The organism is Aquimarina sp. AU119, from assembly GCF_900312735.1.
Taxonomy (GTDB): Bacteria; Bacteroidota; Bacteroidia; order Flavobacteriales; family Flavobacteriaceae; genus Aquimarina; species Aquimarina algiphila.
The window spans coordinates 1-5673 of sequence record NZ_OMPF01000030.1 but is presented as its reverse complement, the minus strand read 5'-3'; the positions used below and the strand labels follow the sequence as shown (position 1 = coordinate 5673).

Genomic DNA, 5673 nt, shown 5'->3' with positions numbered 1-5673 from the left:
ATATTGAAGGGTTTTCAAGGAAGGCGGCGACCTACTCTCCCACGATTGTAGTACCATTGGCGCTAATGGGCTTAACTTCTCTGTTCGGAATGGTAAGAGGTGAGCCCCATTGCTATAACCACCTTAAGCTGTTATTAGTAAAGAGTCATAGTAGTTAAGTAAACAGTACCAAGAGTTCTCTTAATACTTCATTCTACAAACTTAATACTAACATAATAAGTTAACATATTGATTTAATATACGATATAAAAAGAACACTAAACAAAGCTATCAAAGCAATTCTCCACTCCGATAGTTGCCTATCGGAGTGTGCGCATAAGCCTATGGGTTATTAGTACTACTCGGCTATGACATTACTGCCTTTACACCTATAGCCTATCAACGTGGTAGTCTCCCACGACCCTTTAAAGAAATCTCATCTTGTGGTGGGTTTCGCGCTTATATGCTTTCAGCGCTTATCCCTTCCGAACGTAGCTACTCTGCAATGCTCCTGGCGGAACAACAGATACACCAGCGGTTCGTCCAACTCGGTCCTCTCGTACTAAAGTCAGATCCACTCAAATTTCTAACGCCCACTGTAGATAGAGACCGAACTGTCTCACGACGTTCTGAACCCAGCTCGCGTGCCACTTTAATGGGCGAACAGCCCAACCCTTGGGACCTTCTCCAGCCCCAGGATGTGACGAGCCGACATCGAGGTGCCAAACCCCCCCGTCGATGTGAGCTCTTGGGGGAGATCAGCCTGTTATCCCCGGAGTACCTTTTATCCTTTGAGCGATGGCCCTTCCATGCGGAACCACCGGATCACTATGCTCTACTTTCGTACCTGATCGAGCTGTATCTCTCTCAGTCAAGCTTGCTTATGCCATTGCACTCTACGCACGATTACCAACCGTACTGAGCAAACCTTTAGAAGCCTCCGTTACTCTTTTGGAGGCGACCACCCCAGTCAAACTACCCACCAAGCACTGTCCATCTCGCGATGTTAGGCTTCGAATAAGCAAAGGGTGGTATTTCAACAATGACTCACACACGCCTGGCGACGCATGATCAAAGTCTCCCACCTATCCTACACATTACTTATCCAAAGTCAATACTAAGCTATAGTAAAGGTTCACGGGGTCTTTTCGTCCCACAGCGGGTAACCGGCATCTTCACCGATACTACAATTTCACCGAGCTCATGGCTGAGACAGTGTCCAGATCGTTGCACCATTCGTGCAGGTCGGAACTTACCCGACAAGGAATTTCGCTACCTTAGGACCGTTATAGTTACGGCCGCCGTTTACCGGGGCTTCAATTCAATGCTTCTCCGAAGATAACATCTCCTCTTAACCTTCCGGCACCGGGCAGGTGTCAGGCCATATACATCATATTTCTATTTAGCATAGCCCTGTGTTTTTGATAAACAGTCGCCTGGACCTTTTCACTGCGGCCCATCCGAAGATGGGCGACCCTTCTCCCGAAGTTACGGGTCGATTTTGCCTAGTTCCTTAGCCATGAATCTCTCGAGCACCTTAGAATTCTCATCCCAACTACCTGTGTCGGTTTACGGTACGGGCTGCTTCACTTGGTTTTCTTGGAAGTCGATTTGCTAGATTATCACCTCGGCCGTAGCCTTAGTGTACTATCGGGACATTACTGTTCCCTTCAACGTACATTTCCGTCAGTACGCACTAACTTTTCGCCTCCGTCACTTTTAGTGTGAGCAGGTACGGGAATATTAACCCGTTGTCCATCCACTACCCCTTTCGGGTTCGCGTTAGGTCCCGACTAACCCTCAGCTGATTAGCATAGCTGAGGAAACCTTAGTCTTTCGGTGTGCGGGTTTCTCGCCCGCATTATCGTTACTTATGCCTACATTTTCTTTTGTAGCTACTCCAGCAATCCTCGCGAATCACCTTCAACGTCACTACAATGCTCCCCTACCGATATTTCTATCCCATAGCTTCGGTAATATGCTTATGCCCGATTATTATCCATGCCGAACCGCTCGACTAGTGAGCTGTTACGCACTCTTTAAATGAATGGCTGCTTCCAAGCCAACATCCTAGCTGTCTAAGCAGTTCAACCGCGTTTTTTCAACTTAGCATATATTTTGGGACCTTAGCTGATGGTCTGGGTTCTTTCCCTCTCGGACATGGACCTTAGCACCCATGCCCTCACTGCTGGTAAACATTTTATAGCATTCGGAGTTTGTCAGGAATTGGTAGGCGGTGAAGCCCCCGCATCCAATCAGTAGCTCTACCTCTATAAAACTATACCAACGCTGCACCTAAATGCATTTCGGGGAGTACGAGCTATTTCCGAGTTTGATTGGCCTTTCACCCCTACCCTCAGGTCATCCCAAGACTTTTCAACGTCAACGGGTTCGGTCCTCCACTTTGGGTTAACAAAGCTTCAACCTGCCCAAGGGTAGATCACACGGTTTCGCGTCTACTACTACTAACTATAGTCGCCCTATTCAGACTCGCTTTCGCTACGGATCCGCACCTGAAGTGCTTAACCTTGCTAGTAAAAGTAACTCGTAGGCTCATTATGCAAAAGGCACGCCGTCACACATAAATGCGCTCCGACCGCTTGTAAGCGTATGGTTTCAGGATCTATTTCACTCCCTTATTCAGGGTTCTTTTCACCTTTCCCTCACGGTACTGGTTCACTATCGGTCTCTCAGGAGTATTTAGCCTTAACGGATGGTCCCGCCAGATTCATACAGGATTACACGTGTCCCGCACTACTCAGGATACTACTAGAATTAATGATCTTTACTTATACCAGGCTATCACTGTCTATGGCTCCTCTTTCCAAAGGATTCTAATTCATTACACAACTCATATCGTAGTCCTACAACCCCAGCACTGCCGTAACAATACTGGTTTGGGCTAATCCGCGTTCGCTCGCCACTACTAACGGAATCACTTTTGTTTTCTTCTCCTCCGGGTACTTAGATGTTTCAGTTCTCCGGGTTCGCCTCCTCGAAAGGATACTATATCTTCAATATAGTGGGTTGCCCCATTCGGATATCTGCGGATCAGTCTGTATGTGCCAGTCCCCGCAGCTTTTCGCAGCTTATCACGTCCTTCTTCGCCTCTGAGAGCCTAGGCATTCCCCATACGCCCTTAATTAGCTTATGCGTCTTGCTTTAACTTGCTCTTTTAGTTTTGTCGATACCAATAAAGTAACTAAATCAGTATCAACATCTTTTATTTTTCATTAATTGTAAAACAATTAATGCTCGTATTTTTAAATCAATATGTCAATGAACGTTTTTCCTATCATAAATATAAAATCAATGAATATAAAGACTATTTCATCTAATGAATCCTGTGCTTTATAAACTATTAAATCCTTATATCTAAAGAATCGTGGAGAATATCGGAGTCGAACCGATGACCTCCTGCGTGCAAGGCAGGCGCTCTAGCCAGCTGAGCTAATCCCCCATTATTTGAAATTCAGAATTACGAATCCAGAATCCCGAATGATGAAGTAATGAATTCTCAACTTCTAAAATTTCCTTTTCAATATATAATCAATGAACTTATAAATGTAAAACCGAAAAATTCTAAAATAAAAACGAATTTTACATTGTAAATTTAAACTTTTACATTTTAAATCTTGTAGTCTCAGGCAGACTCGAACTGCCGACCTCTACATTATCAGTGTAGCGCTCTAACCAGCTGAGCTATGAGACTTTCATATAGTAATGAGTACAAAGTAGTAAGTACAAAGATCACTATTCAAATAATAATACTTTAATACTTAAAACTTAGCACTAAGTACCTAATACTCAATACTAAATTTATTAATTAACAGCAAAAAGACTAAAAACACAATTGCGATACAATTCCATCGCACTATCTTGTGTCTCCTTAAATAATTAAGGAAATCTCTAGAAAGGAGGTGTTCCAGCCGCACCTTCCGGTACGGCTACCTTGTTACGACTTAGCCCCAGTTACCAGTTTTACCCTAGGCCGCTCCTTACGGTGACGGACTTCAGGTACTCCCAGCTTCCATGGCTTGACGGGCGGTGTGTACAAGGCCCGGGAACGTATTCACCGGATCATGGCTGATATCCGATTACTAGCGATTCCAGCTTCACGGAGTCGAGTTGCAGACTCCGATCCGAACTGTGATAGGCTTTATAGATTCGCTCCTGGTCACCCAGTGGCTGCTCTCTGTACCTACCATTGTAGCACGTGTGTGGCCCAGGACGTAAGGGCCGTGATGATTTGACGTCATCCCCACCTTCCTCGCGGTTTGCACCGGCAGTCTTGCTAGAGTTCCCGACATTACTCGATGGCAACTAACAACAGGGGTTGCGCTCGTTATAGGACTTAACCTGACACCTCACGGCACGAGCTGACGACAACCATGCAGCACCTTGTAAATTGTCCGAAGAAAAGTCTATCTCTAAACCTGTCAATCTACATTTAAGCCCTGGTAAGGTTCCTCGCGTATCATCGAATTAAACCACATGCTCCACCGCTTGTGCGGGCCCCCGTCAATTCCTTTGAGTTTCATTCTTGCGAACGTACTCCCCAGGTGGGTTACTTATCACTTTCGCTTAGCCACTCAGACCGAAGTCCGAACAGCTAGTAACCATCGTTTACGGCGTGGACTACCAGGGTATCTAATCCTGTTCGCTACCCACGCTTTCGTCCCTTAGCGTCAATACATTATTAGTGATCTGCCTTCGCAATCGGTATTCTGTGTAATATCTATGCATTTCACCGCTACACTACACATTCTAACCACTTCATAATGATTCAAGACTTGCAGTATCAATGGCAATTTTCCGGTTGAGCCGAAAACTTTCACCACTGACTTACAAACCCGCCTACGGACCCTTTAAACCCAATGATTCCGGATAACGCTTGGATCCTCCGTATTACCGCGGCTGCTGGCACGGAGTTAGCCGATCCTTATTCGTAGAGTACCGTCAGAGCGATATACATATCGCGGTTTCTTCCTCTATAAAAGTAGTTTACAACCCATAGGGCAGTCTTCCTACACGCGGCATGGCTGGATCAGAGTTGCCTCCATTGTCCAATATTCCTCACTGCTGCCTCCCGTAGGAGTCTGGTCCGTGTCTCAGTACCAGTGTGGGGGATCTCCCTCTCAGGACCCCTATCTATCGTAGCCTTGGTATGCCGTTACCATACCAACTAGCTAATAGAACGCATAGCCATCTTATAGCAATAAATCTTTAATCCTTAGTGAATGCTCACTTAGGATACTATAAGGTATTAATCCAAATTTCTCTGGGCTATCCCTTACTATAAGGTAGGTTCTATACGCGTTACGCACCCGTGCGCCGGTCGTCATCAAGTGCAAGCACTTATGTTACCCCTCGACTTGCATGTGTTAAGCCTGCCGCTAGCGTTCATCCTGAGCCAGGATCAAACTCTTCATCGTTTGTCTTTAAATATTATTCAAAACAATACAACGGAATTATAATTCGTATCTCAATGATGTTTCTAGTCTTTATTCTTTGTATAAAACTATCTCTAGTCTTAATACGCGCTGTCAATCAATATGTCTATGAACTTTTTGTAATCACTAAAGCAATCTTCATCGCTAGTAATTCCTGTGGATACATAAGGAATCGAACCTTATAAATGTCGTAAAAAACACCCTACTCCTGTACTATCTCTAAACTTATGAACTTCGCTCT

2 tRNA genes and 3 rRNA genes are annotated in these 5673 nt (G+C 45.0%); all 5 read right to left on the bottom strand.

Annotation, left to right across the window (positions count from 1 at the left end):
- Positions 1 to 18: 18 nt before the first annotated feature.
- The 5 genes from rrf to DK442_RS24225 all read right to left on the bottom strand — a co-directional run bounded on the left by rrf (position 19) and on the right by DK442_RS24225 (position 5414).
- Positions 19 to 126, bottom strand: a 5S ribosomal RNA gene (rrf, locus tag DK442_RS24245).
- A gap of 185 nt (positions 127 to 311) precedes the next feature.
- Positions 312 to 3133: ribosomal RNA gene (locus DK442_RS24240) — 23S ribosomal RNA — on the bottom strand.
- A 232-nt stretch (positions 3134 to 3365) separates the two neighbouring features.
- Positions 3366 to 3439 (bottom strand) — tRNA-Ala (locus DK442_RS24235).
- A gap of 178 nt (positions 3440 to 3617) precedes the next feature.
- Positions 3618 to 3691 (bottom strand) — tRNA-Ile (locus DK442_RS24230).
- A gap of 201 nt (positions 3692 to 3892) precedes the next feature.
- Positions 3893 to 5414 (bottom strand): 16S ribosomal RNA (locus DK442_RS24225).
- The 16S, 23S and 5S rRNA genes sit together here with 2 tRNA genes alongside, the layout of an rRNA operon.
- Positions 5415 to 5673 lie beyond the last annotated feature (259 nt).